Consider the following 26,687-nt stretch of genomic DNA (forward strand, 5'->3'; position numbering starts at 1 on the left):
TGGTCGTGGGGGATGACAAGATCATAAAGGGCGGCATAAGGACTGGGTTTCATGGACGGTCTGTCTGGCATCATGGTTATCCCTCCTTGAAGTTAAAACCAGTATACAACAAAAAAAGCACCAAATTTCTAAAATCAGAAATTCGATGCTTTTTCTTAGGGTTTTTCAGTGGCCTCCCTTGAATGGGAAACGCCTTTTTTTCTTTACCATTGGTTAAATAGATCTTTCGTTTATGAATATTTATTTGGGTCCTTTGCCGGCAAACCCTTCTTAAACTTGGTTAACTCATTTTCTACTATCGAAACGCCTTGTGCTTGAAGCGGGCATGGGCGCTTTACATGTTGTTAACTATTCTAGCCATCGTTATACTAAAGGAAAGTATGGCAACAGTAAATATGGGTCAGTTATTTCATAACAACAGCTATATTAAATTTTAAGAGAGATTTTTACATCATTAGAAACTTGAAACCGTTTTCGAAATGGATTATTTTCTAAAAAATTTGCTTCTTACAAGTTTTATTCTAGGGGGATGCACTTATGGAAGAGCCTTGCAAAGTTCTGATTGTCGATGACGAGATGTTAATAAGGCAAGGAATCATCAACTATATCGATTGGGAATCAGAAGGATTTCAAATTATAGGAGAAGCTTCTAATGGCAAAGAAGCGATGCACATGATTGAACAATGTCGCCCTCATATTGTGGTTACTGATATTGTCATGCCGATAATGGACGGAATTGATCTGGTAAGAGAAGGGAAGAAAGCATTTCCCGAAATAGAAATAATTGTGCTAAGCAGTTTTGAAGACTTCGACTATGTCCGCTCGACTTTCCAAAGCGGCGTAGCTGACTATATATTGAAGCCTAAATTAAACGGACAAGAATTGGTGAAGATTTTGAACCGGGTGGCGGATCGGATTCCCAATTTAAGGCGTTCGACTGGCTTGCCGGAACCTAACCGGTCGATTGAAGAAATGCTTGGAAATTTACTGTTAGGTTACGAATCTTCACTGGATAAAACGGTTTTATCTTCTGTTTTTGTCAACAGTCATTTTCAATTAGTGGCCGTGTATGGAGAAAACTATGACATTTCTCAGCTTAAAACTGCATTTGCTAGTAATGTGGCGATCTTTCAGGTCTTATCCGAAGAAGCTGAAGCAACATTTCTGATTAATTTCAACTTTGATCAGTTGGAAGCTATAAGTGAAACAATCGAAGAGTATTCCCAAAAAGATGCGAAGCTAACTTGGTTAGTAAGCGAGCCGTTCGAGTCGATTGATAACTTGAAAAATGTATATGATGAAAGTCTTGTGAAGATGAAAAAATATTTGTTTTATCTGCCAGAAAAAACTTTGTTCATGCACAATCAGTTGCCGGTGGAACACGCCAAGCAACCCATTTTTGACTTGAACCATTTTATTGAAATGTTTAAAGACCGTATGTTCAATGCAGCTTTTACGTATTTAGAAAATCATATCGAGTATTTGTCCGGGCAGTATAACAACGACAGTTTTGAATTTAAATCATTTTTAGGCAATATCGTTTTCAACATTATCGTGTTAATGGACAATATGAAATATGGAACCCAGGATATTGAACGAAAAAAGTACAATTACTTTTCTTCGATCAATGAAGCGAATCACGTCAATGAGGCACTCCTTCAATTTAATGAATTTTTAGATGAAGTGCGGATAATCATTCTGTCGAATGACGAAGCAAATGAGCAGTCCAATAATCTCGAAAAAATCTTGGCTTATATTGAGCAGCACTACACTCAGCCGCTTCGGTTATCTGAAATTGCTGAGCATTTTCATTTTAATGCATCCTACTTATCTTCTTATTTCAGCACCCACCACAAAGAAGGCTTCAGCGAGTATTTAAACCGGGTCCGCATTAAGAAATCAATGGAGCTCTTAGAAAACAGCACCGTCTCTATATCGAACATTAGCGGGATGGTAGGATATTCGGAACATAGTTATTTTTGCAAAGTGTTTAAGCGCATAACGGGGACGTCTCCAGGCAATTATCGAAAGGAGCACCATGCCCAAAATGAAGAAACAAATAGTTCAAGTCTTAAAAAATAACAGCCTGTTCATCAAAATGTTTTTGATCATGGTGATCAGCATTGTTGCGGTTTCCTTATTGATTACCTTTAGCTCGATCCGGATGTCTTCCAACTTATTCATGAATACGTTCAGCATCACCAACACAAAAGTCTTGGAGCAAATCAAAACCCGATTCGAGTCGTATAGTTTTGCTATCGTCAGTGCAACGCATGAAGCTCAAAACAACGGCACCATTAAACGGGGACTGACGCGGGAAAATGAAAACGCGATTCAAAAATCCGGATCATACCTCAATATCATCAGGCAAATGGAGAGAATTTACCCGACAGTAGATTCTTATGACGCAAACATGATCATTCTAGGTGAAAATGAGCGGTTGTTCAATATGAATTACTCAAATTGGCCAGTATCCTGGGAAGTGTTAAGAAACCATTCGATTACGCAGCAATCAATAAGCGAGCCGACTACGCTGCATTATCATTTTATTTCGTCCAACTCGTTCAATGACAAGCCGATGATTGTGGCAACCAAAGCATTGATTGAAAGGTCGACAGACGAAGTTTATGGTGTCTTGTATTTTCCGATTCGGGAAGAGCAATTAAAAGCGTTTTATGAAGGATATACCAGCAAAGAAAACGAAGTACTGCTAGTCAATGAGACAGGCAGAATCGTTTCCAGTAATAAAGAAGAGCTGATTGGTGAGGACGCAAGCGACGTTTTGAATTTGGCAAAAGAAGTAGAAAATGAAGAATTGAAATTTAAAGACGTGCGCATCTTCGATACCGACTATATGTTAATGTCTGAATACTTGCCTACCTATAATATGTACCTCGTAAACCTGGTGGATAAAAATGTGGTGATGGACAATTTGATCAATACAAAAGAAATTATCCTTATTTCCTTAGGAATTGTTTTGCTTGCCGTTATCGTAGTGTTTCTAATTTCTCGGCGTATGACCAATTCCATTAGCAGGCTGGTCAAGCAAATTTCGACGATTTCCAAACATGACTTTAACAAGCCGGTTGCCGAATCAGGCGGATATGAAGCGAGAAAAATCGCTAATGCGTTCAACTATATGCTCAATGAATTGCAGGAATACGTGGATATTGTGGTCCAGGCACAGCAAAAGCAAAGAAATGCAGAACTGATGGCATTGCAGCATCAAATCAATCCGCATTTTCTGTACAATACCCTGGCCTCCATCAAATTCATGGTACAGCAAGGCAAAAAAGAAAAAGCGACCGATATGATCCATGCATTAATCTCGCTATTGCAAAATGCCCTCAGCAATATCGATCAGACAATCACAGTAGAACAGGAAATAAAAGATTTAAGAAACTATGTCCTGATCAATCAAGCCCGGTATGGCGACCGGATCAAAGTAAATTTCTTCATCTCTCCCGATTGCCTGGATTGCCAGTTGCCAAAACTCATTCTTCAGCCATTTATTGAGAACGCTTTTTTTCACGCGTTCAATGAAAAGAAAGAAGGGTTTATCCAAATATTGATCGGTCAAAAAGGAGAAAACCTTTTATGTGAAATTGTTGATAATGGCGATGGTATGGAGATAAAAGGCGATCATACTAAAGAAGATTTTAAAGAAAAGCGCCATCTGTTTAGCGGAATCGGCATTCGAAATGTTCATGAACGCATACAATTGCTTTATGGTGAGGAATATGGAGTAGAAATAACAAGCAAAAAAGGAGAAGGCACAAAAATAAAGGTAGAATTGCCTCTTCAAAAAGCGGAAACTCCTATAGAATCCAATGAAATTACAAGAATCTAAGAATATTCCAAGAAAAAACTTTCGAAGTTTGAACTATCTAATAATTTTCAAATGAAACATCTAAAGATTGTTCTAACAATCTTTTTTTTTTGGTCGCTATACTGTATACAAGGCGCAAAAGTAAAGCGCTTACAAAAAGGGGGATTATTGATGAAGAAATTGTTTCTAATGGTATTGCTGATAGTTGGCATGGTTGCATTAGCTGCTTGTTCGTCAGGGGATGAAGCAAGTAGTGGCAGCAATTCAGAAGGTTCATCGGGTTCATCAGGCGCAGACAAAATCACAGCTTGGGCTTGGGATCCAGCATTTAACATTGCTGCTCTTAATAAAGCAAAAGAAGCTTATAGCGGTGATGGTGAGTATGAAGTAGAAATTATTGAAAATGCACAAGACGATATTATCCAAAAACTAAACACGGGCCTTAGCTCTGGTACAACAAAAGGGATGCCAAACATTGTCCTAATTGAAGATTACCGGGCACAAAGTTTCTTGCAAGCTTACCCGGATGCATTTCATCCATTAACTGATGTTATCAATTCGGATGACTTTGCAGAATATAAAATTGCAACAACTAGCTTTGATGGCGAACAATATGGATTGCCATTCGATTCTGGCGTAGCGGGATTATATGTACGTACAGATTATCTTGAAGAAGCAGGCTACACAGTAGAAGACGTAACGAACATCACATGGGATGAATATATAGAAGTGGGCAAAAAAGTGAAGGAAGCAACAGGCAAAAACATGCTGACGTTGGATCCGAACGATTTGGCGCAAGTCCGCATGATGATTCAAACAACCGGTTCATGGTATGTGCAAGAAGATGGCTCAACGCCGAACCTTGCAGACAATGAAGCACTTGCTAAAGGATTTGAAACTTACAAAAAGATGATGGATGAGGACATTGCGAAAATCGTCTCTGACTGGAGCCAATTTGTTGGAGCGTTCAACAGCGGAGATGTAGCGAGTGTGCCTACAGGAAACTGGATCACGCCGAGCGTCAAGCAAGCAACTGACCAATCCGGGAAATGGGCAGTAGTACCAATGCCGCGATTGGATATGGACGGAGCAGTCAACGCTTCTAACTTGGGCGGCAGCTCATGGTATGTCTTGAATGTAGACGGCAAAGAAGAAGCTGCAGATTTCTTGCTCAATACGTTCGGTTCTAACCCTGACTTGTATCAAACACTTGTAAAAGATATTGGCGCTATCGGGACTTACTCAGCAGCAGCTGAAGGAGATGCGTTTGCAGTCGAAGATGAATTCTTTAGTGGACAGCAAATCATCTCAGACTTCTCTCAATGGACAGATGAAATTCCAGGCGTGAACTATGGTCTCCACACTTACGCAATTGAGGACATCTTAGTAACTGGAATGCAAGATTATTTGAATGGGGCAGAGCTTTCTAAAGTACTTGAAAATGCTCAGTCACAAGCTGAAGCACAACTCAAATAACGGATTGTAAATAAATAAAGCCTTGGGTTGCCGCCGAATAACTGGTCGAAGTGCTTTATGGCTCACCAGTGAGGCCAGCTCAAGGTTTTTTTATAGGAGGAATGAGAAAGATGAGCCAGCAATTAACGAAAAAGAACGAATTGGATCTTCCATTGCGCCATAAAGAGACCAAACGCCAAAAAACCAACTTGTATTTCAGAAAAAAAGTTGGCTGGTTGTTTGTCATTATCTCAATTATCGCAATTACGATCTTTAACTTTTACCCGATGGTTCAAGCCTTCCTATTATCCTTTCAATCCGGGATGGGTTCGAATCTAGAATATGTGGGCTTGGCTAACTGGAAGCGATTGTTTGGGGATCCGACCTTTATCGCAGCGCTAACCAATACATCAATCTTTCTGCTCATTCAAGTTCCATTGATGATTGTATTGGCGTTATTTCTTTCCGTACTGTTAAATGACCCAACATTAAAATTTAAAAGCTTTTTCAGAATCGCGATTTTCTTGCCATGTGTCACTTCACTGGTTGCTTATTCAGTTATTTTCAAATACTTGTTCGGTGTCGATGGGATCATTAATCAGTTTTTGGTCAACTTCGGTTTCGCCTCTCAAGCGGTCAATTTCTTAGCCGATCCGTTTTGGGCGAAGGTGGTTATCATCCTTGCCATTACATGGAGATGGACAGGATATAACATGATTTTCTATCTTTCCGCATTGCAAAACGTCGACAAGTCCATTTACGAAGCGGCAAGAATTGATGGCGCAAATGCCATCCAACAATTTTTCCAAATTACTGTGCCAATGTTGAAGCCAATCATTTTGTTTACTTCCATTACATCAACAATCGGTACACTGCAGATCTTTGATGAAGTTGTAAATATCACCAACGGCGGACCAGGGAATGCAACAATCTCCATTTCGCAATATATCTACAATCTTTCTTTCAAGTACACACCTGATTTTGGTTACGCATCGACCGTATCTTATGTAATCGTCATATTAGTTGTGATTCTTTCTATTATTCAATTCAGAGTGGCGGGTGAGAAAAAATGAAAATCTTCCAAAGAGCTAGTATCTATACGTTTCTAACTATCGCAGCCATCGTTTCCATCTTTCCATTCTTATGGATGATCGTCAGTGTCACCAACAAATCGGTTGATGTAACGCAGGGGCGTTTACTGCCAGGAACTCATTTGGTCGCAAACCTGCAGAAGTTGTTTGAAACAGTAGATATTGTACCTGCCTTAATCAACTCAACAATTATTGCGCTTATCTCGACCGTTTTGACGCTGCTATTAGCTTCGCTTGCAGGATACGGCTTTGAAATGTTCCGAAGCAGAGGAAAAGACATCGTCTTCACCATCTTGTTGTTGTCGATGATGATTCCTTTTGCGGCGATTATGGTACCGTTATACCGCATGTTCGGCAGTGTCACCAATACAATGCCGCTATTTGGAATCGATTCTCTAGGAGCCGTCATTTTGCCAACAGCTACAACTGCGTTTTTCATCTTTTTCTTCCGCCAGAACACGAAAATGTTTCCAAAGGATTTGGTAGAGGCGGGAAGAATTGACGGCTTGAGTGAGCTTGGCGTCTTTTTCCGAATTTATGTGCCAACGATGAAAACCACTTATGCAGCAGCAGCGATCATCACGTTTATGAATAGCTGGAACAACTACTTATGGCCATTAGTCATTTTGCAGTCACCAGAAAAACGGACGATTCCGTTGCTGATTTCCAATCTTGGCTCAAGTTATTCTCCTGACTATGGCGTTATCATGTCAGCCATCGTCATCGCCACATTGCCGACAGCACTCGTGTTCTTCTTGATGCAGAAACACTTTGTTGCTGGAATGATGGGATCGGTTAAGGGTTAAGGAATTAAGGTTAATAGTCGATATTCCGCAAAATAGCTCCGCTAAAAAGATATGCTCCTGCATCGCTTTGCTAGCTTCGTCGCAAAGACTTGGCCTTGCAGGCTACGGCCAATGTCTTTCCTACGGGCTTGAGCCGAACTAACTTGGGCTATTCGCCCAAGTGGATTTCGTCACTGCGCTTTCCTGCGGGAGTCTCCGCTATTTTGCTACATATCTACTTATGAAGCAGTAAAAGTATAGTTTGTTTCTATTTAATAAGTTACTTAGCTTTGGATGCGCTCAGGGGCTTATCGTGGGAGCTATGCCCAAAGCATCCAAAGCGGTGTATAGAAATGAATTCTTAAGATTTTTAGTAGGAGGGTAATTGTGCCGATTTTATACAACGACTCCACTCGAGAGTTTCATCTGCAAAATCAACAAACAAGCTATATATTTAAAGTTCTGGAGAACGAGCAGCTCGGGCATCTTTATTATGGAAAAAGGCTGCGCAACCGTGAGTCGTTTGATCGGCTGTTCCATGTTGGAGAAAGCCCGAATACTGCCTGCGTCAATGAAGGGGATCTTGTGTTTTCGCTGGATTTGATTAAACAAGAATATCCGGCTTATGGGACGACGGATTTTCGCGAACCTGCTTATCAAGTTTTACAGGAAAGCGGCAGCCGAATTACAAATTTCATTTATCAGAGCCACCAAATTTTCAAAGGCAAAAAGCGGTTAGAAGGTTTGCCTGCCACTTACGTGGAGAACGAAGACGAGGCAACGTCACTGGAAATTTCACTCTATGATAAAAAAATTGATGTGGAAGTCCGGCTTTCATACACCGTTTTTGAAGAATTAGGGGCCATTACAAGATCTGCACAATTTATCAATCATGGCCAGAGAAACGTGAACTTAACAAGAGCTTTAAGCGCCAGCATCGATTTGGCAGGTTCTGATTTTGAAATGGTCCAGCTTTCAGGTTCTTGGGCCAGAGAGCGGCACGTGAAAAATCGAAAACTGGTTCCGGGCATTCAAAGCATCGCGAGTACGAGAGGGACGAGCAGTGCCCAGCAAAATCCATTTCTTGCCCTAAAGCGGCCAGAAACCACTGAACATCACGGAGAGGTTTATGGCGTCAGTTTGATTTACAGCGGCAATTTCCTTGCTCAAGTAGAAGTGGACCATTATGATGTATCCCGCTTAATGATCGGAATTAATCCATTTGATTTTAACTGGCTGCTCGAAAGCGGAGAGAAGTTCCAGGCGCCTGAAGTGGTGATGGTGTATTCGGATAGAGGAATGAATGGCATGAGCCAGACGTTCCATCGGTTGTATCGTAGCCGATTGGCGCGCGGAAAATGGCGTGACCGGGAACGGCCGGTGCTGATCAATAACTGGGAAGCAACATATTTTAATTTTAATGAAGAAAAAATTATAGAGCTCGCAGGGGAAGCTAAACAGTTAGGCGTAGAACTTTTTGTATTGGATGATGGCTGGTTCGGTAAGCGGGATGATGATACGACTTCCCTTGGAGATTGGTTTGTTGATGAGCGGAAATTGCCGAATGGAATCACCAAGCTGGCCGAAGAAATCAACAAGTTAGGCTTAGAGTTTGGCTTATGGTTTGAGCCTGAAATGGTGTCAAAAGTTAGTGAATTGTATCGAGCGCACCCAGATTGGATCATCCATGTGCCGAATCGCCAATCTTCGCATGGCAGAAATCAGTTTGTGCTGGATTTCTCAAGACAAGAAGTAGTGGATTTTATTTACGGCATGGTGGCAAAAATCTTGCGCGATGCACCAATCTCCTATGTGAAATGGGATATGAACCGGTATATGACGGAAATCGGTTCATTGGAATTACCGGCAGACAGGCAGCGCGAGGTAGCGCACCGTTATATTCTTGGCGTCTATTCTTTATATGAGAGGCTTACGGCAGAATTTCCGGATGTCTTGTTCGAGTCCTGTGCAGGAGGAGGCAGCCGGTTTGACCCAGGTTTGCTCTATTATGCCCCGCAGGGATGGACGAGTGACGATACCGATGCGGTCGAACGTTTAAAAATCCAATACGGCACATCGATGGTTTATCCAGTCAGTTCCATGGGAGCGCACGTATCCGCAGTTCCAAACCATCAAGTAGGACGCGTCACAAGCTTGGAGACAAGAGCGAACGTCGCTTACTTTGGCGCTTTCGGCTATGAGCTTGATGTGACTATGATGACTGAAGAGGAAAAAGAAGAAGTTAAGCAGCAAATCATTTTTTACAAAAAAAACCGTTCACTCATTCAGCAAGGAAAGTTTTATCGAATCAAAAGCCCATTTGTTGATGATGGCAATGTTACGAGCTGGATGGTCGTCTCTGACGACCAAGCCGAAGCGATTCTCGGCTATTACCAAGTGCTGGCCCGGCCAAACCCTGGTTATACTCGGGTCTTCTTTGAAGGGCTGAATCCGGAATTTGAATATGCAATCGATGGTTTAGATGGCACGTTCTACGGAGATGAATTGATGAGCGCAGGCATGCAGTTTAACCGCTACCATTCGAACAAGCATCCAGCTGATTTTTCGTCAAACTTATTCAAAGTAACTCGTGTATAAAGGGAAAGCTTGATGCTTAGGAGGAATAAACGTGCTGACTGCTAAAAATGAATCGTTTTATTTAGAGGGTAAACCTTTCCAGATCTTATCAGGTGGAATGCATTACTTCCGCACAGTGCCGGAGCATTGGGAAGACCGCTTGCTGAAGCTGAAAGCTTTAGGGCTGAATACGGTGGAAACATATATTCCATGGAATTTCCATGAGCCGAAAAAAGGTAGATTCAATTTTTCGGGAATGGCGGATATCGAGCGCTTTATCGAGCTTGCACATAATTTAGGGCTATATGTGATCTTGCGGCCTTCACCTTATATTTGTGCCGAATGGGAAATGGGCGGTTTGCCGTCTTGGTTATTGAAGGACAAGGAATTAGTAATGCGAAGCAGCCATCCAAATTTCTTGGTGCATGTCGAAGATTATTTTGATGAATTGCTGCCTAAATTCAAACGCCATCTATATCAGAACGGCGGCCCTGTAATCGCTATGCAGATTGAAAATGAATACGGTGCTTATGGCAATGACATGGCTTATTTGAATTTTTATAAAGAGCAATACAAAAAGCATGAGCTGGATACCTTCTTGTTTACATCTGATGGGCCGAATTTCATTACACAAGGATCGCTTCCAGATGTAACGACTACGCTGAACTTTGGCTCACGGGTGGGCGAGGCGGTTGATGCGCTTGAAGAATTTAAACCGGGGTCACCAAAAATGGTCGCGGAATTCTGGATCGGCTGGTTCGACTATTGGACAGGCGAGCATACGGTGCGAAGCGGAGAAGATGTAGCCGCTGTCTTTAAGGAAATGATGGAAAAGAACATTTCCGTTAACTTTTATATGTTTCATGGAGGAACCAATTTTGGCTTCATGAATGGTGCCAATCATTACGATATCTATTATCCGACGATCACGAGCTACGATTATGATAGCTTGCTGACGGAGAGCGGTGCGATCACCGAAAAGTACAAGGCGGTAAAGAAGGTTTTGAGCGAGTACACCGAAGTGCCGGCGGATTTCAAAGAAACAACAACGGCGAAAGAATACGGAACAGTGGCGGTATCGGAGTCTGTCAGCTTGTTTGATGTACTTGAAGACATCAGCGAAAAAACCGAACATATTATACCCCTTGCCATGGAAGATCTCGGACAGGCATATGGCTATACGCTTTACCGGACGACAGTCAACCGCCAAGGGGAATTGAAGTTGAACTCGGACGCAATCCGCGACCGTGGCTATATTTACGTCAATGGCCGCTATATCACGACAACTTATATCAATGACACCGATAAAATCGTGACACTCGATTTCCCAGAGAAAGTGAATACGCTGGAAATTTTAGTGGAGAATATGGGGCGGGCCAATTACGGCGAGCATTTGACTGATCAAAAAGGATTGATCAAAAATCTCTGGCTCGGGGAGCAGTATTTCTTCCACTGGGAAATGTTCAAAGTGGAACTGGACCATTTGCCTGCCGATTATCAAAGGAGCAAACAAGAGCGGTTCCCGAAATTCTTCCATGGTTCTTTCGATGCAAACGAAGGATTGGATACATATGTTGATACAAAAGGTTTTACTAAAGGCAATGTTTTCATTAACGGCTTTAACTTGGGCCGCTACTGGAACACGGCAGGACCGCAGCAACGGCTTTATCTGCCGGGCCCTTTATTGAAAAAGGAAAACAATGAAATTGTTGTGTTTGAACTTGAGAACACGACGACTGACCAAATTCAATTGTTGGATCAACCGAAGCTTGGTTGACAGTGTTTAGAATAGAAGGGATGGAATCAGATGATTAATGAAAAACTACCGAAAATTTGGCACGGCGGAGATTATAACCCGGAACAATGGGATTCGAAAGAAATCTGGGATGAAGACGTCCGCATGTTTAAACTTGCTGGGATTGACGTTGCAACATTGAATGTCTTTTCATGGGCGTTGAACCAGCCGGATGAAGAAACATACAACTTTGAGTGGCTTGATGACAAAATCAACCGGCTTTATGAGAATGGCATTTACACGTGCTTGGCTACAAGTACAGCAGCACATCCAGCATGGATGGCGAAAAAATACCCGGATGTGTTGCGCGTTGATTTCTACGGCAGAAAACGCAAATTCGGCAGCCGCCACAATTCGTGTCCAAACAGCCCGACATACCGCGAATATTCGGAGCGGATCGCTGATAAGTTAGCGGAGCGCTATAAAGATCATCCGGCAGTATTGATCTGGCACGTATCTAATGAATATGGCGGCTATTGCTATTGCGACCAATGCCAAATCTCATTCCGCAACTGGCTGAGCGATAAATATGGCACGTTAGAAAAACTGAACAAAGCATGGAATACTGGCTTCTGGGGCCACACGTTCTATGAGTGGGACGAAATTGTCGCACCGAATATATTGAGCGAAGAGCGTGAAAACAATGAATCCGATTTCCAAGGCATTTCACTCGACTATCGACGTTTCCAGTCGGACAGTTTGCTGGATTGCTACAAGCTTGAGTACAATGCAATTCGCAAGCATGTTCCGAACACGCCGATTACAACAAATTTGATGGGCACGTACCCGATGCTTGATTACTTCAAGTGGGCAAAAGAAATGGATGTTGTATCGTGGGATAACTACCCGGCAATCGATACGCCGTTCAGTTACACGGCCATGACGCATGACTTGATGCGCGGATTAAAAAACGGACAGCCGTTCATGTTGATGGAGCAGACACCGAGCCAGCAAAACTGGCAGCCATACAACTCATTAAAGCGTCCAGGCGTTATGCGCTTATGGAGTTATCAGGCAATCGGCCGCGGAGCGGATACCATTCTTTACTTCCAATTGCGCCGCTCAGTCGGTGCTTGCGAGAAATATCATGGAGCGGTCATTGAGCACGTCGGCCATGAGAATACGCGTGTGTTCAAGGAAGTCGCTCAAATTGGTAAAGAGTTTAACCAATTAGGGGATACGCTGCTCGATGCGCGAGTAAACGCCAAAGTGGCTATCGTTTTTGATTGGGAAAACCGCTGGGCTGTAGAGCTTTCAAGCGGACCGTCCGTCTCACTCGACTATGTCAACGAAGTCCATAAATATTACGACGCGCTGTACAAGCTGAACGTCCAAGTCGATATGATTGGTGTCGAAGAAGACTTGAGCCAGTATGATGTGGTAATTGCGCCAGTCTTATACATGGTAAAAGAAGGCTATGCAGCAAAAGTAGAGCAGTTTGTTCAAAATGGCGGAACTTTCCTGACGACGTTCTTTAGCGGCATCGTCAACGAAACGGACATCGTGACACTTGGCGGCTATCCAGGTGAACTGCGCAACGTCCTTGGTATTTGGGCAGAAGAAATCGATGCGCTGCATCCGGATGAAACCAACCAGATCGTCATGAAAGATTCCCGCGGCAACATGAACGGCAGCTATTCATGTAACTTGCTGTTTGATTTAATTCATACCGAAGGTGCAGAAGCAGTCGCTGAATACGGCTCCGACTTCTACAAAGGTATGCCAGTTGTTACCGTAAACAAGTTTGGAGAAGGGAAAGCTTGGTATGTGGCATCAAGCCCCGACCAAAAATTCCTAGTTGACTTCCTGCAAACGGTCTGCGAAGAAGCTGGCGTTCAGCCACTGCTTGCTGTACCGGAAGGCGTTGAAACGACAGAGCGAGTGAAAGATGGACAAACGTATTTGTTTGTTTTAAATCACAATGCCGAAGAAGTGGCAATCGACTTGAAAGACAGACAGTATCAAGAGTTGCTTTCTGATCAACAAGTGAGCGGCACGGTCGAATTAGAAGGAAAAGGCGTTTTGATTTTAGCTAAAGCGCAAGAAATATAAAAATTAAAAAGCTGGCATAAAAAGAACTCTTTTTATGCCAGCTTTTTTCTTGGGTTTATTAGACTTATCAATTAACAGCTTTATTAAGCGTCAGCCATTGGCAGCGTCACTGCTATCTATAAAGCAGCTTTGAGAAAATCTTGCAGACGTTCGTAATTTTCTAATCCCAATCTTCGCTTTATTTTTCCTTGTTTGGAATATTGGGCTTCAACGTGTTCATCAATTAATAACAATACATTAAAAATAAACTCCTTTTGAAAACGAAGGGCTAATAAAATTGGATAGGAAAGATACATGCTTACATGTTCGTAACCATAGAAATTGTCTTTTTCGAACGGTAAGTTTTTGCGTACATAAGATTTTCCTATGCTATGCAGCAAGGCTACCCAGGAAAGCAGCTCTAATTCTTCCTCTTCAAAGAAGTTTTTGCGCAAGTTAGTCAGCACGCTATAGGAACGCTGAACCACTTGTTGTAATTCAAGAAGGGGCTTTGTTTCTTCGAATGTATGGTAAATTTTTAGAACTTCTTGAAAGCTCATCTCTTTCTTTCGGACAGTTTGGTAAATTTCTGTAGCCGCGATTGTTCCGTTTGTGGTTTCACTGAATACAGGATCGAACATGACGGTTACTTTATCAAAGTGCTCATTCAGCCTTGGAAATTGAAAACTGCGAATGTACCGCTCTATGGCTTCGTCCGGCACCCGTTCTTGGTGGATCCGCTTGTGGTTTCGGGCTTTTAGTATCGGATAAGGAGTAAGGAATACGACAGCTTCTGAATCTACTTGAAAGTTTTTAAGGCGATTCAGTAAACTTCTTCTCCTTTTAGAAGCCAAGTTTGTGGCATCGTATATGACATTTTTTCCTGCTTCAAGAGCAGCAGCGGTTTGCTGATACATCTCGGCAAAAACATTTTGTGAATCAATGTGGTCAGCAGATGCAAAGTGGCTTTGAGAAATTTGATCGGACGACAAATGCACCCATCCTTTATGGGAAGCAATGAAATCTCGGGCGTAGGTGGATTTTCCGCTTCCTGGCAGACCGATCAGCATCATAAATTGCGGCATGGCAATCTCCTCGTTTCACTAAAACTGAAAAAACCATAATTAATATATGTATACCCAAAAGAAAAATAAATTTAAGGGTACTGTTTTTATTTCCGCTAGTTGTTGTATTATGAAGGCAACTAGAATTGATGATATACATAGCCAGGCTTTATAGAAAATACGCTGTTGCTTTGATGCTGGCATTTTGCAGAAAAGGGAGGAAGTTGTATGGAGAGCAGGATCCAAAAGATTACCCCGAATTTCTGGTTTAACATGAATGCGGAAGAAGCTGTAAGTTTTTATACATCCATTTTCAAGAACTCTAAGATCGGACAAATTGTTCGCTATGTGAACGCAGGCCAAGAAATTCATGGAATAGTGGCAGGAACGGTAATGACCATCGAATTCCAGCTGGAAGGGCAGGAGTTTCTCGCTTTGAACGGCGGTCCTGAGTTCCAATTTACAGAAGCCCTTTCTTTGATCATTAATTGCGAGAACCAGGAAGAAGTGGATTATTATTGGGACAAGTTAACAGAAGGCGGAGACGAAAAATCGCAAGTGTGCGGATGGCTGAAAGATAAATTTGGCGTGTCGTGGCAAGTGACCCCTATTGCTTTAAATAGCATGCTCACGGATTCAGATACAGAAAAAGTAGAGAGGGTTATGACAGCGCTGCTCCAAATGAAAAAGCTGGATTTGGACGTGCTGCAGCGGGCTTACGAAGGATAACTTTGATAGAACTATAAAGCAGTGGCTAATTGCCGTCTTCAAATTTTTGAAGGCGGCTTTTCTTTGGTTTGTTTTTGAAATCCGTGAAACATCCGTGTATGCTGTTAGGGAAAGCCAGTCTGTAGCGGCAAAGGAGACTAAGATGAAAAAAATACATAGTGATATCATCCAATTCAGGGGAGATCATTTTCAATTTGGTTTTATGCAAGGAAAGCTATTGAAGGATTCGATGATACTAGAAAACCGGACAAAAGAATGGGGGCTCAAAAGGGCTCGATTTTTGATTGATGCAGCAGAAGCGGAAGCGATGTTTAAAAAGTTCGCGCCAAGTATATGGGATGAATTTCGCGGACTTCAAGCAGCCCTTGGCGTACCAATGGAAGAGGTGCTGCGCGATTTCGGCGGTTATCGGATCGACGCGTTGCCGAGTGGCTGTTCGATTAAAACGGCCGATGATTTTTTGGTGCGCAATTACGATTTCCATCCGCAGACTTATGAAGGGCGTTATATGTTATACCAGCCAACTGATGGAGGCTATGCAATAATTGGCCCATCTTCCCGCATTACCGGGCGCATGGACGGGATGAACGAAAAAGGATTGGCGCTTGGGTATAATTTTATCCACCGCAAAAAGCCAGGCGATGGTTTTGTCTGTTATATGATTAGCCGGATCGTTCTGGAAACATGTGCAACAGTTGATGCAGCAATCAAAGTGTTAAAGGAAATTCCTCATCGGGGTTCATTTAGCTATGTGGTGCTGGATGCGAGTGGAAAAAGGTCCATTATTGAGGCAAGCCCGAGGTCCGTCGAAGTTAGAAATGCAGATTCCTGCACGAACCATTTTGAAATCCATAAACAGGAGAACCGCAACTATTTGAAAGATTCTTATGCGCGCTTAGCGGCGATCGAGGAACAAAAAGATCAGACGGCTAACGCCTATAAAACATTCAAGCTGTTTAACGATGCAGACAAAGGTGTGTTCTCCAAGCTTTATAAAAGCTGGGCGGGTACAATCCATACGTCGGCTTATTTTCCAAAAGAGAAAAAAGTATGGTTCGCACTTGGTGGCGACCAGGAGCCAGTGGAATTCGACTTCAATAGCTGGCTCGCTGGAGAAGCCATTGCAAAAGGGCAAATCACGGGGGAGATCGACACAGAAATCGGTTTTGCCCATATGGATAAAATCCGTTTATAAACAGAGATTCTTCAAAACAAAAAGCGCTCTTTTCTAAAGAGAAAAGAGCGCTTTTTGTTTTATAGTTCTCCCATATTGACAAACTGAGCGTCAATATCGAGGTTTCCGTTGATTCGCTTTACGTATAGTTTTTCTCCGTCCAGCCATTTCTGAAAGTCGAGCATAAGCGGCAGCCGGTTCGGGCCTAACGCAAAGCCGACTTCAAGCGTTTCTGGAAAATAGGCAGCAGTATGAAGCGTCCCTGAAGCCGTAGCATACTTTTTGGAAAAAACGCCTTTATCCGAATCGTTGAGCAGCCGGAATGCGCTAAAGGCGTCCGTCAAACCGTCTTGATGATTTTGTATGGTTTGTTCACGACGCCGGGAATCTTCAATTTGATAACGGTTTTCTTCCGTCAATAGTTCAAAATGGTTTGTTGATACCGAAGCGTTCCGGACTTTGACTTCTCTTGGTGAGGCTTCGACCACTTTCGTTTCCCCAGACTTATCCAAGAGTACGTAACTGAACGAACGGCGATGCGGAATTTCTTTCAACAACGCAACCGCTTCTTCGATCGTTGCGCAGTTTTCGAGTATGAGACGCCCGATCATGTTGCAGATAAATCCATCTTCTGAATTGCGCCGGTTAATAAAGTTGTAACCCATGGACAATCCTTTTTCGTTAATGCCGTCAGTCCGTCCGGTAATTTGCATGGTCGGCCCGATTGTTGCATACCCGCCGTCAGTCGGCTGATACAAGGCAAATCGGCCTTCATAACCTAGCGGTGTGCTGTCGTAGTTCCGGACCATAAAATCTGGAGCTGTAAAGATTGAACAACCACTCCGGACATACTCCAAATAATAGCCTCCAAAATCTTTGATGGCGTCATACATCGGCCATTCCAATGCATCGGCCAACCCGCAAATTTCCTCCCAAATCGCTGGCGACAGATCCAGCAACAGCTTTTTCGCTTCTTGTTCATTTATTGTGAAATTCCGGTTTTGGGGACCCCATTGTTTTTTGCGGTTCGGCAAGATAAATGAGTTTTTCAGCATCTGCCCTTGCTCGAATCCAAAGTCGTAATGGCCCCCGCGAAACTGAATCACATCACTATGCACTCGTCCCACTTGCAATCCCTCTTTTTATCTCGAATTACCTTGAGTTTACTGCAGATTACCGGGAATGAAAAAGAATATGCCTACAACTTAAATGAGGAGAAACCTGCATAAACGAAACCCCTGCATCAAAAAATCGAAGCAGGGGTTTTGTTGCTACCACACAGCAATTTCTGCAGTTCCGCCATTAATGCCAGTAAACATATTCGAAGCGGCGGTAAGCATCTGAATGGCATTGTCTCGGTCCATGGATGGGCGCAGATAAAAGATATGTAATGCGTTGACGGTTTGTTCGGTGACCATAGTTCGCTTCGAATCAACATACGGACTGCCGAAAGCGCCTTGTTCGTCTTTTGAGACGAGGATATGGGTCAAGGTGTTGACGCGGTTGTTGATGCCTTCGTACTGGTCCCTTTCAGTGCCGACAGCAATTTCCACATTGCCTGAAATTTTGTCAGAATCATATAAGCCGAGCGGAATTTCATATTGCAGGGACAGGAAGCTGTTCATGTCGACCCCGGAATGGACAGGCGTTAGATAATTCTGCTTGCGGATCCTGCGGAAGAGAGCCTCTGCCGAAGGGCGGTAACGGCTAGGGTCGGCGCCGAGTGCTTTCCATATCAGCTGCCATTCAAGAAGCCCGGGAAAGTCCGTAATTTCTTTGTCTTCTAAATCAAAATACAATTGTTCCTGGAAAAGCTGAAGCCGGCCTTTTAGCATTTGAGGTGACTCGGAAACGGTGATATTGTTATAATGAATCGTTCCTAATTTAAAATCAGGAAGAATTTCAAGAATTTTAGGATTGACGACAATATCCATGGGAATCTTCCTTTCAAATGGTTTTTACCATCGTATCATAAAATAGAGTGAGGGGTTATCGACAATGAATCTCGAAGGGTTTCAACAAGAGCTTGTTGCTTATGCCTCTGAAATCGGGATTGATAAAATCGGTTTTGCATCAGCGGAACCTTTTTATAATTTGCGCCACCGCCTGATCCGCCAGCAACAGTTGAAGTACCAGTCCGGATTTGAAGAACCGGACATCGACAAACGGACGCGTCCGGATCTTTTGCTCGATGAAGCGGTAAGCATTATCGCAATTGCAATCGCTTATCCATCAAAAATGAAAGACGCCCCACAAGGTGTAAGGGGGGCACGGCGAGGCATTTTTTCTCGATCATCATGGGGGAAAGATTACCACGCGGCGCTAAGGGAGCGGCTGACGCTCCTCGAAGCCTTTATTGCCGCCCATTATCCTGAAGCCCGGATGCGCTCAATGGTGGATACAGGAGAGCTGTCTGACCGGGCGGTGGCAGAGCGTGCAGGAATCGGCTGGAGTGCAAAGAACACCAACATCATTACACCGGAATTCGGTTCGTATGTATACCTTGGGGAAATGATCACCAACATCCCATTCCGCTTTGATGAACCGATGGAAGACCAATGCGGCGATTGCCGGCTTTGCATCGATTCCTGCCCGACCGGCGCGATTGTCGAAGGCGGCCAACTGAATGCTCAACGCTGCGTTTCATTTTTGACGCAGACGAAAGGCTTTTTGCCGGATGAATTCCGTACCGTCATCGGCAACCGGTTATATGGCTGCGATACGTGCCAGACGGTTTGCCCGAAAAACAAGCGGAAAGCCAATCAGATTCATCCTGAGTTCGATCCGGATCCGGAAATCGCCAAGCCGCTGCTAGAGCCATTGCTGACTATTTCGAACAAGGAGTTCAAGGCGAAATTCGGTTATGTTTCCGGTTCGTGGCGCGGCAAAAAGCCGATTCAGCGCAATGCCATCTTGGCGCTTGCGCATTTCAAAGAAGCGAGCGCTGTGCCGGCATTAATTGAACTATTGATACGTGATGAACGGCCGGTGATCCGGGGGACCGCTGCTTGGGCAATCGGGAAAATCGGCACTGATGAAGGGCTGCTTGCCTTAAAGCAGGCGGAGCAACGAGAACAAGATGAAGAAGTACTAGAGGAAATTCAAAAAGGATTGGCATTTTTTGCTGAAGAATTGAAAGGATAAGTGAAAGATTTGGCTATACACATTGTTTTGTACCAACCACTGATTCCAGCGAATACTGGAAATATTGCCCGCTCATGCGCTGGAACAGGAGTGAAATTGCACTTGGTTCGGCCGCTCGGCTTTTCAACGGACGATAAAATGCTGAAGCGTGCGGGCCTCGATTATTGGGAGCATGTCGATCTGACTTATCACGATTCGCTTCAGGATCTGTTCGATAGCTATAAAGACGGAGAATTTTACTATATTACAAAGTTTGGCACAAAAACGTATACGACGTTCGACTTTTCAGATTTAAAGAAAGACCATTTCTTCGTGTTTGGCCAGGAAACAAAAGGCTTGCCAAGAGAATTGATCGACCAGAACCTCGACCGTTGCCTGCGGATACCGATGAACGAGCATATCCGTTCGTTGAATCTGTCGAATACGGCTGCCATCTTAATGTATGAAGCATTGCGCCAACAGAATTATCCAGGATTGCAATGAAAAAAGGACAGCGAAATCGCTGTCCTTTTACATTATTGCTCGTCAAATGTACCTGGTTTGTCATCGTGGCCAGCTGAAAGAATAGCTGACAAGAACGCTACACAAACGCCTAGAATAAGGATTAAGTTCACAATTAACGACCTCCTTAAAATGTCCATCTGTTTTTTAGTATAGCTTATACGCCAGGAAAATGAAATAAAAGTGAAGGTTGAATTGTGAAGAATTTCTGTCTATATTAACTGCATAAAACATAGCTTATACACATTAAGAAGGATTTCTTGAAATAACGGTTTATGGTGGCCATGAGGACTAAATGTAGTGAGTTTAATATAAAAAGCAAAAAAATAAAAAAATGTGAAACGAAAGTTGAACTCATCCGTATATATACTATACGAAAGTTTCGGAAAGAGGTGAAAAGAATGAGAATGAAAATTTCTGTGGCTTTATTGTGGTTGACGGGGCTTGCCGAAGCGTTCTTGGCAATTCCATTTCTTGGTGGCGGATTTGTTGTCAGCACAGGTTATACGGCGCTTGGCGTCATGTTTGTCCTCCACATAATCACATTGTTTTTCTGTTTTCGAGAATATTCACCAAAAAGCGGTTCCATTTTGGGGATTATCACAAGTTTAGTCGCTTGGTTCCCGCTGATTGGTTGGGCGTTTCACTTAGTAACAGCAATCGTCTTGCTATTTACAGCTGCTATCTCTGACCGCCGGGCAAGAATATAATCAACTAAAAACCGCCATTTTGGCGGTTTTTTATTTTGATGCAAAAGGCAGAAAAAGGCGAATCACTACAAACTAACCACTGATTTCTTCTATTATTTGTTGCGAGTAGAGTAGAAAAAAAGACATCCAGTTAAATTCAAACTGAATGTCTTTTTCTATGTTTTGCGCTCAAAATATTGATCGAGCTTCTATCAATGAGGCGCTATTAAAATTTGGATGGTGAAAAGCACAGCGAAGACGTAAAGGATTGGATGAACAGTTTTCGCTTTTCCTTTGAAGATTTTCATCAGTGGATAAGAGATAAAGCCGAGCGCGATTCCTGTTGCAATGCTTGAAGTTAGCGGCATAGCTAATAGGATCAGGAAAGCCGGAAACGCTTCGTCAAATTGTTCCCAATTGATTTGCTTGACCGCTCCAATCATCAGGCTGCCGACGATGATCAAAGCAGGGGCTGTAATGGCTGAAACACTCGACAGCGCACCAACAAGCGGCCCGAAAAATGCGGCTACTATAAAAAGAATGGCTACGGTCAACGTTGTCAAACCTGTCCGGCCGCCAGCAGCAACCCCAGCAGATGATTCCACATAAGCGGAAGTCGGGCTGGTCCCGAGCATGGCGCCGGCTGTAGCGGCAACCGAATCAGCCAGCAATGCTTGTCGCATGCGCGGCATTTTGTTTCCTTTCATCAGGCCTGCTTGTTTGGCTACACCGATCATTGTCCCAGTGGTATCAAAAAGCGTAACGAGCAAGAACGAAAACACAACGCCGTAAAGTCCGTATTGGATTACCAACTGAAAAGCTTCAACCGGGTTCCAAATGATGATGCCTTCAGGCAAAGAGGGCAATTTCAAAAAACCTTCTCCGAACTTCAATTGGCCCGTAAAGAAAGCGACAACTCCTGTCACAATCATGCCGTAGAAAATTCCGCCGTGAATATTCAGTGACATGAAAATAAGGGTTATCAATAAACCGAGCAATGCTAAAGCTACTGGTGGGGAAGTCAAATCGCCTAAACCCACTAAGTTTGCCTCATTGGCTACGACAATGCCGCTCAAACGCATACCGATAAACGCGATGAACAACCCGATACCTGCTGTGATGGCGTGTTTCAAGTTTTCCGGAATGGCTTCGATCAGCACTTTCCGTAACCGTGTCAACGATAAGATAACAAAAATCAATCCTGCGGCGAACACTGCCGCAAACGCGGTGGTGTAATCGATTGCGCCGCCCGAAGCAAGCACCATCGAAGTGAAATACGCATTCAATCCCATACCGGGAGCTATAGCAATCGGGTAGTTGGCAAATAGCGCCATCCATAACGTACCGATAACAGAAGCGACAATCGTCGCTAAAAAGACTTGGTCAAATGGCACGCCCGCCGCGCCTAAAATAACCGGATTGACGATAACAATATAAGCCATGGTCAAAAACGTAGTAGTTCCTGCCAACACTTCAGTTTTTACATCTGTTCCATACTCTTTTAAATGAAACATCTTCAAACCCCTTCCGAAACACGAACAATTTAAACAACCTATCAAATATTATTCGTTTATTAATGAAAAAGCAAGAGGTTTTGAAAAAAAATATGGAAAGCTGATTTTTGTATCGACTATTTATACGATGAGGACGCAAAAGATAGAAGGAAGAAAAACCTTATCCGTATGGTACTCTACTGTTAGAAAACTAAAACTGGGAGGACTAACAATGTCTAAAAAAGAGATGATTCTGGATCAATTAGCAGTTTGCCGGAACGAGGATAGTTGGATTAAGCCATTAAGTGCAGCGCTCAAAGGTCTGCGGATAGAAGAAGTAATTTGGAAACCGAATGAGGCTTCTAATTCGATCAGTGAAATCACTAGTCATTTGTTGTTTTACAACAGACGCTGGCTGAAGCGCTTTAAAGGGGAACCGGTGGGAGACAGCCCGGAACTCAATGCTTCGACTTTTCGGGCGATTGAGGCGTTGACCGAAACGGTCTGGCAAAACCATGTCGCTGAGCTGGATGCGAATCTTTTAGAGTGGCAAAAAGCAATTAGAGGTACAACTGAAGAAGAACTTCATAATTCCATTCCGGAATTTCCAGCAGAAGCTGTCTGGTGGGAAGCACTTTCCAATCTTTGTACGCACAATACGTATCACATTGGACAAATAATTTATATCCGTAAAGCGCTTGGCAATTGGGAAATTGCGGCGGATTGGGAATAATAAAGCAGTAGGAGTTAGTGAAGCAGCTTTAGTTCTATTGGCAGCTTCACAAACAAAAACCTGCATAGAAAACTCTATGCAGGTTGCTTTAGTTATTTTGAAGATATTTACCGTGAAGTATCTTCAACGACAATTTTTTCTCCGGTGAACGGGTGGATAAACGACATACGAAATGCGTGCAAATGATAGGCGCCGTCTTGTGTCGGCGTGCCGCCGTAAAGTTCATCGCCAATGACCGGATTACCGAGATGGGCAAGATGTGCGCGGATTTGGTGCGTCCGGCCAGTTTCAAGCGTCAGATGAAGAATCGATTTGCCTTCCATCCCTTTCACCACTTTGTAATGAGTGACTGCGCTTTGGCCGGTTGGCGATGCTATACGGCGAGTGGCATGATGGCGATCGCGTCCGAGTTTTGCATCTATTGTGCCAGACTTTTCGCGAACTTTCCCTTTGACTACCGCCTCATAATCGCGTACCAATTGTTTTTGCTCCAGCATGCGATCAGCGACGTTTTTAGCAACAGGATGCTTGGCTACCATCAATAAGCCGGATGTTCCTTGGTCAAGCCGGTGGACATGTTCCGCGTAGGATCCGCCATTGCGAACGATATGGCCGAGAATAGCGTTGATAAATGTATCAATCTGGCCCGCTTCGTTTGGATGTGTTTTCATGCCTTTTGGTTTGACAGCAATGAGAAAATGCTCATCTTCAAACAGAATCGGCAATTCGATGTCATGTTTCGGTTCATACGGCGAAGCGGCTGGCGGCAAGTCGAAATGCAACACTGTGCCTTTAGCCAATGGCTCTTTCCATATCACTTCTTGGAACTTATCATTTTTCACGCTTTTTGCCATCCGCATTTCATGGACGATCTTTTTGCCTAAGCCCCATTCCGACCGCAGCAATTCTTCGACGGTCATGCCGTCATCTTTCACTTTATAACTCCAACTCATCTGGCGTTCCTCCATAAAAAAGGATCATGCGCACTGCACATGATCCTTTTGTCAGTTATTTTAAAACTACTTCATTGAAAAACTTCTCAATATTTTCTTTCGGCTGAGCTCCAGCCCAACGCGCCACTTCTTTTCCGTCCTCATAGTGCACAAGTGTCGGAGTACCTTCAATCGCATAATCCTGCCATCCTTGTTCAAACTCTAACAGATTATACTGCAGCACGTCTACATCCATATCTTCAGCGACTGGCATCAAGACAGGCGTGGTCACTTGGCAGTGAGGACATGTCGGGCTGAAGAAATATACAGTTGTCGGTTCGCCGCTTGTGATTTTTTCATTGACTTCGTCAGGCAGCGCAATGTTCTGGTAATTTTCATCGTCCAACTGGTCGATGGTCGGCTGTTCCAGATTGTTCGTGCCGTATGGATTATTCGCAAGCTTTTTGCTGTTCGATTGGTTGGTTAAGAAGATGATCAAACCGAAAATCACAACAACAACAGCCGCGATGGCTATCATTTTTTTCATTTTACTTGTCCTCCTTAAGTGTTTTCCATAAGTAGATGCTCATACCGGCAATTAAGGTGAATGCGGTGAGCGCCAGAAATGGAATGGTGATAAATCCTAGCCAGTTGATGTATTGGCCCGTACATGGAACTTGCCCGCAGGCAGGAGCAGAATCAGCCAAAAAAGCAAGCTTTTGGATTCCATAGTGGTACAAAGCAATACCACCGCCGATAATAGCAAAAATCATAGTAGTGGCGGCAATGCGTATATTTTTCTGTACATAGGCGACGCCAATGATGATCACGAGCGGATACATGAAAATCCGCTGAATCCAGCACAGCTCGCAAGGTATGTAGCCCCGGATTTCAGAAAAGTACAGTGATCCCATCGTTGCGACCAGTGAAACAACCCACATGGACAGCAAAACGTTTTCTTGGCGCTTTGTCATATAAGAGTACCTCGTTTCAGATTTCTTCTATAAAAGTATAATTCTTAAACACCAGCAAGTAAAATATTATCATGATGCTAGACTATCCTATATAATGAACTATGAATCTTTTGTGAAGGAGTGGCTGTAGTGCCAGAACAGTTCGATTTATCCAATTTCGAAAAAAGCATGATCATCCGTGAGATGACTTATGCCGATATACATGCAATTATGGAAATGCAGCGTTTATGCTTCCCGGGTATGGATCCGTGGAAAGAAGAGCAATTAAGAAGCCATCTAGGCGTTTTTCCACAAGGTCAACTTGTTGCCGAACTTGATGGGAAAGTGATCGGCTCGTGCTCGAGCTTATTAATAAATTTTGATGAATATGATGACCGACACACATGGGACGATGTGACCGATGGCGGCTATATCACTAACCATAATCCAGATGGCTACAATATGTATGGAATCGAAGTCATGGTTCATCCCGAGTACCGGCGGATGCAGGTTGGTCAGCGGTTGTATGAAGCACGCAAGGAATTGGCGCGTGAGTTGAACTTGAAATCGATCATCATTGGCGGACGCATTCCGAATTACCACAAGCACTCGGATGAAATGTCGCCAAGAGAATATGTAGATTCGGTTTCCCGCCATAAAATCTATGATCCTGTCTTGACGTTCCAATTGATGAATGGTTTCCAGTTGATGCGCATCAATCCGAATTACTTGGATGATGATTTGGCATCAGGAAAATATGCGACTCTTATGGAATGGAACAATGTGGACTATAAGCCGGTTTCCAAACGCCATTTTAAAACCAGTTTGCCGGTCCGGATTTGTGTAGTCCAGTACTTAATGCGTGCAATTGAATCGTTTGATGACTTGGCGAGCCAAGTGGAGTATTTTGTCGATGTGGCATCCGACGCCCATTCCGACTTTGTTGTGTTCCCGGAAATTTTCACCACACAGCTTATGTCGTTCTTGAATGAACCATCGCCAAGCCAAGCCGTCCGGAAATTGACCGAGTATACGCCTCAGTATATCGAATTATTTACGGACCTTGCAGTGCGCTATAACGTCAACATAGTCGGCGGTTCTCACTTCGTTAAAGAAGAAGACGACGAAATTTACAACATTGCCTACTTGTTCCGCCGCGACGGCTCGATCGATAAGCAATACAAAATTCACATCACGCCGAACGAGCGGAAATGGTGGGGGATTTCAGCAGGAGATTCAGTCCGCGTTTTTGATACGGATTGCGGTAAAATCGCCATCCAAATCTGTTACGATATTGAATTCCCGGAGCTTGCCCGCATTGCAACTGATATGGGTGCCAATATCATCTTTACGCCATTCTGTACAGAAGACCGCCAAGGATACTTGCGTGTCCGTTATTGCGCTCAGGCGCGTGCTGTGGAAAACCAAATTTACACAGTTATTTCCGGGACAGTCGGCAACTTGCCGCAAACGGAAAATATGGATATCCAATATGCTCAATCCGGCATTTTCGCGCCGTCCGATTTTGAATTCGCCCGTGACGGAATTGTTGGGGAAACAAATGCCAACTTGGAAATGGTGTTGATCGGGGACGTGGATCTCGAGATTTTGCGCCGCCAACGCCAAAACGGTACGGTCAAGCAACTAAAAGACCGCCGCCACGATGTATACCGCGTAGAATACAAAAAAGATTAATAATCGGCCGCTTCCAG

22 protein-coding genes are annotated in these 26,687 nt (G+C 43.6%); 15 read left to right on the plus strand and 7 right to left on the minus strand.

From position 1 onward, the window contains the following. Nucleotides 1-537 precede the first annotated feature (537 nt). The 8 genes from B0H99_RS14305 (at nucleotide 538) to B0H99_RS14340 (ending at nucleotide 13,584) form a co-directional block, all read left to right on the plus strand. Nucleotides 538-2,082: a response regulator transcription factor gene (locus tag B0H99_RS14305; RefSeq protein WP_106534375.1), complete on the plus strand. Its 1,545-nt coding sequence runs from the start codon at nucleotides 538-540 to the stop codon at nucleotides 2,080-2,082. Then, nucleotides 2,048-3,850, plus strand: a complete 1,803-nt coding sequence (locus B0H99_RS14310; RefSeq protein ID WP_245894545.1) for a sensor histidine kinase — start codon at nucleotides 2,048-2,050, stop codon at nucleotides 3,848-3,850. Before B0H99_RS14305 ends, B0H99_RS14310 begins: the two co-directional genes overlap by 35 nt. Before the next feature lie 150 nt (nucleotides 3,851-4,000). Continuing rightward, nucleotides 4,001-5,305, plus strand: coding sequence for an ABC transporter substrate-binding protein (locus tag B0H99_RS14315; protein WP_106534377.1), 1,305 nt, complete (start codon nucleotides 4,001-4,003; stop codon nucleotides 5,303-5,305). Nucleotides 5,306-5,415: 110 nt separating this feature from the next. Further along, nucleotides 5,416-6,357, plus strand: a complete 942-nt coding sequence (locus tag B0H99_RS14320; RefSeq protein WP_106534378.1) for a carbohydrate ABC transporter permease — start codon at nucleotides 5,416-5,418, stop codon at nucleotides 6,355-6,357. Then, nucleotides 6,354-7,181, plus strand: coding sequence for a carbohydrate ABC transporter permease (locus B0H99_RS14325; protein WP_106534379.1), 828 nt, complete (start codon nucleotides 6,354-6,356; stop codon nucleotides 7,179-7,181). The genes B0H99_RS14320 and B0H99_RS14325 overlap by 4 nt, the downstream gene beginning before the upstream one ends. A 366-nt stretch (nucleotides 7,182-7,547) precedes the next feature. Then, nucleotides 7,548-9,758, plus strand: coding sequence for an alpha-galactosidase (locus B0H99_RS14330; RefSeq protein WP_106534380.1), 2,211 nt, complete (start codon nucleotides 7,548-7,550; stop codon nucleotides 9,756-9,758). Nucleotides 9,759-9,789: 31 nt separating this feature from the next. Next, nucleotides 9,790-11,514 (plus strand): glycoside hydrolase family 35 protein, encoded by a 1,725-nt coding sequence (locus B0H99_RS14335; protein WP_245894546.1) that lies wholly within the window; start codon nucleotides 9,790-9,792, stop codon nucleotides 11,512-11,514. Between the two features lie 30 nt (nucleotides 11,515-11,544). Beyond that, nucleotides 11,545-13,584: a beta-galactosidase gene (locus B0H99_RS14340; RefSeq protein ID WP_106534381.1), complete on the plus strand. Its 2,040-nt coding sequence runs from the start codon at nucleotides 11,545-11,547 to the stop codon at nucleotides 13,582-13,584. 116 nt (nucleotides 13,585-13,700) lie between these two features. Here B0H99_RS14340 and B0H99_RS14345 read toward each other — a convergent pair whose 3' ends face one another. Then, on the minus strand, nucleotides 13,701-14,648 hold the full coding sequence (locus tag B0H99_RS14345) for an ATP-binding protein (protein ID WP_106534382.1): 948 nt from the start codon (nucleotides 14,646-14,648) through the stop codon (nucleotides 13,701-13,703). Between the two features lie 207 nt (nucleotides 14,649-14,855). Here B0H99_RS14345 and B0H99_RS14350 point away from each other — a divergent pair, with 207 nt between their 5' ends. After that, nucleotides 14,856-15,356, plus strand: coding sequence for a VOC family protein (locus B0H99_RS14350; protein ID WP_106534383.1), 501 nt, complete (start codon nucleotides 14,856-14,858; stop codon nucleotides 15,354-15,356). A 142-nt stretch (nucleotides 15,357-15,498) separates the two neighbouring features. Then, nucleotides 15,499-16,551 carry a C45 family autoproteolytic acyltransferase/hydrolase gene (locus B0H99_RS14355; protein ID WP_106534384.1) on the plus strand — a complete coding sequence of 351 codons (1,053 nt, stop codon included), beginning with the start codon at nucleotides 15,499-15,501 and terminating at the stop codon, nucleotides 16,549-16,551. A 59-nt stretch (nucleotides 16,552-16,610) separates the two neighbouring features. On the opposite strand, the gene B0H99_RS14360 is transcribed toward B0H99_RS14355, so the two are convergent. After that, nucleotides 16,611-17,657 carry a C45 family autoproteolytic acyltransferase/hydrolase gene (locus tag B0H99_RS14360; protein ID WP_106534385.1) on the minus strand — a complete coding sequence of 349 codons (1,047 nt, stop codon included), beginning with the start codon at nucleotides 17,655-17,657 and terminating at the stop codon, nucleotides 16,611-16,613. Between the two features lie 144 nt (nucleotides 17,658-17,801). Further along, nucleotides 17,802-18,464 (minus strand): B3/B4 domain-containing protein, encoded by a 663-nt coding sequence (locus tag B0H99_RS14365; RefSeq protein ID WP_106534386.1) that lies wholly within the window; start codon nucleotides 18,462-18,464, stop codon nucleotides 17,802-17,804. Between the two features lie 64 nt (nucleotides 18,465-18,528). On the opposite strand from B0H99_RS14365, the gene queG reads away from it, so the two are divergent. The 3 genes from queG to B0H99_RS14380 all read left to right on the plus strand — a co-directional run bounded on the left by queG (nucleotide 18,529) and on the right by B0H99_RS14380 (nucleotide 20,885). Next, the gene (gene queG / locus B0H99_RS14370; protein ID WP_106534387.1) at nucleotides 18,529-19,674 is read left to right on the plus strand and encodes a tRNA epoxyqueuosine(34) reductase QueG; all 1,146 of its coding nucleotides are present in this window, start codon (nucleotides 18,529-18,531) and stop codon (nucleotides 19,672-19,674) included. 9 nt (nucleotides 19,675-19,683) lie between these two features. Beyond that, nucleotides 19,684-20,157, plus strand: a complete 474-nt coding sequence (gene trmL, locus B0H99_RS14375; RefSeq protein WP_106534438.1) for a tRNA (uridine(34)/cytosine(34)/5-carboxymethylaminomethyluridine(34)-2'-O)-methyltransferase TrmL — start codon at nucleotides 19,684-19,686, stop codon at nucleotides 20,155-20,157. A gap of 419 nt (nucleotides 20,158-20,576) precedes the next feature. After that, nucleotides 20,577-20,885 carry a hypothetical protein gene (locus B0H99_RS14380; protein ID WP_106534388.1) on the plus strand — a complete coding sequence of 103 codons (309 nt, stop codon included), beginning with the start codon at nucleotides 20,577-20,579 and terminating at the stop codon, nucleotides 20,883-20,885. A 191-nt stretch (nucleotides 20,886-21,076) separates the two neighbouring features. Here B0H99_RS14380 and B0H99_RS14385 read toward each other — a convergent pair whose 3' ends face one another. Then, the gene (locus B0H99_RS14385; protein WP_106534389.1) at nucleotides 21,077-22,378 is read right to left on the minus strand and encodes an NCS2 family permease; all 1,302 of its coding nucleotides are present in this window, start codon (nucleotides 22,376-22,378) and stop codon (nucleotides 21,077-21,079) included. A 211-nt stretch (nucleotides 22,379-22,589) separates the two neighbouring features. Between B0H99_RS14385 and B0H99_RS14390 the strand changes: the two genes are divergently transcribed. Next, nucleotides 22,590-23,090: a DinB family protein gene (locus B0H99_RS14390; protein WP_181313681.1), complete on the plus strand. Its 501-nt coding sequence runs from the start codon at nucleotides 22,590-22,592 to the stop codon at nucleotides 23,088-23,090. A 107-nt stretch (nucleotides 23,091-23,197) separates the two neighbouring features. Here B0H99_RS14390 and B0H99_RS14395 read toward each other — a convergent pair whose 3' ends face one another. The 3 genes from B0H99_RS14395 to B0H99_RS14405 are packed head-to-tail and all read right to left on the minus strand — an operon-like array spanning nucleotide 23,198 to nucleotide 24,996. After that, entirely contained in the window at nucleotides 23,198-24,043 is an 846-nt protein-coding gene (locus B0H99_RS14395) for an RluA family pseudouridine synthase (RefSeq protein ID WP_106534391.1), read from the minus strand. Between the two features lie 55 nt (nucleotides 24,044-24,098). Next, the gene (locus B0H99_RS14400) at nucleotides 24,099-24,569 is read right to left on the minus strand and encodes a thioredoxin family protein (protein ID WP_106534392.1); all 471 of its coding nucleotides are present in this window, start codon (nucleotides 24,567-24,569) and stop codon (nucleotides 24,099-24,101) included. Between the two features lies 1 nt (nucleotide 24,570). Continuing rightward, nucleotides 24,571-24,996: a disulfide oxidoreductase gene (locus tag B0H99_RS14405; protein WP_106534393.1), complete on the minus strand. Its 426-nt coding sequence runs from the start codon at nucleotides 24,994-24,996 to the stop codon at nucleotides 24,571-24,573. Between the two features lie 129 nt (nucleotides 24,997-25,125). On the opposite strand from B0H99_RS14405, the gene B0H99_RS14410 reads away from it, so the two are divergent. Continuing rightward, a complete protein-coding gene (locus B0H99_RS14410) occupies nucleotides 25,126-26,670 on the plus strand; it encodes a carbon-nitrogen hydrolase family protein (protein ID WP_106534394.1) in 1,545 nt (514 codons plus the stop codon). The last annotated feature ends 17 nt before the right edge of the window (nucleotides 26,671-26,687 follow it).

It is taken from the genome of Planomicrobium soli, assembly GCF_003014655.1.
GTDB lineage: Bacteria > Bacillota > Bacilli > Bacillales_A > Planococcaceae > Planococcus > Planococcus soli_B.